Raw genomic sequence first — 432 nt, forward strand, 5'->3', positions numbered from 1 at the left:
GCATAGCCCACGGTGCCGTCGCCGAGGTCGGCGATCTTCTTGGACGCCTCCTCGAACTCGGCCCAGGTGGTCGGGGGCTCGGCGATGCCGGCCTGCGCGAAGAGATCCTTGTTGTAGAACATGGCCCGCGCGGAGCTCAGGTCCGGGAATCCGTAGAACTTGCCGTCGTAGGTGCCGGACTTCTGGAAGGCGTCCAGGATGTCGTCCTTGACGGCGTCGTCGAGGACGTCGTCGGAGCTGTAGAGCAGGTCGTCGGCCGCGTAGGAGGCGTAAACGTTGATGTTCAGGATGTCCGGCGGCTGGTTGTTCTGGATCATCGTCGAGCTCTGCTGGTCGATGTTGTCCCAGCTGACGATCTGCACGTCGAGATCGACGCCGGACTTCGCCTTGTACGCCTCGGCGAAGGAATCCCAGAACGCCTTCGTGTTGTCC

General features: G+C 63.0%; 1 protein-coding gene. It reads right to left on the bottom strand.

Features of this window, described 5'->3' with window-relative positions; translation table 11 throughout:
* Window positions 1-432: ABC transporter substrate-binding protein (locus I6F37_RS40790; protein ID WP_225154490.1), on the bottom strand; the 432-nt coding region annotated here is incomplete at both ends.

The organism is Bradyrhizobium sp. NBAIM08 (assembly GCF_020193935.1).
In the GTDB taxonomy this organism is placed as follows: domain Bacteria; phylum Pseudomonadota; class Alphaproteobacteria; order Rhizobiales; family Xanthobacteraceae; genus Bradyrhizobium; species Bradyrhizobium yuanmingense.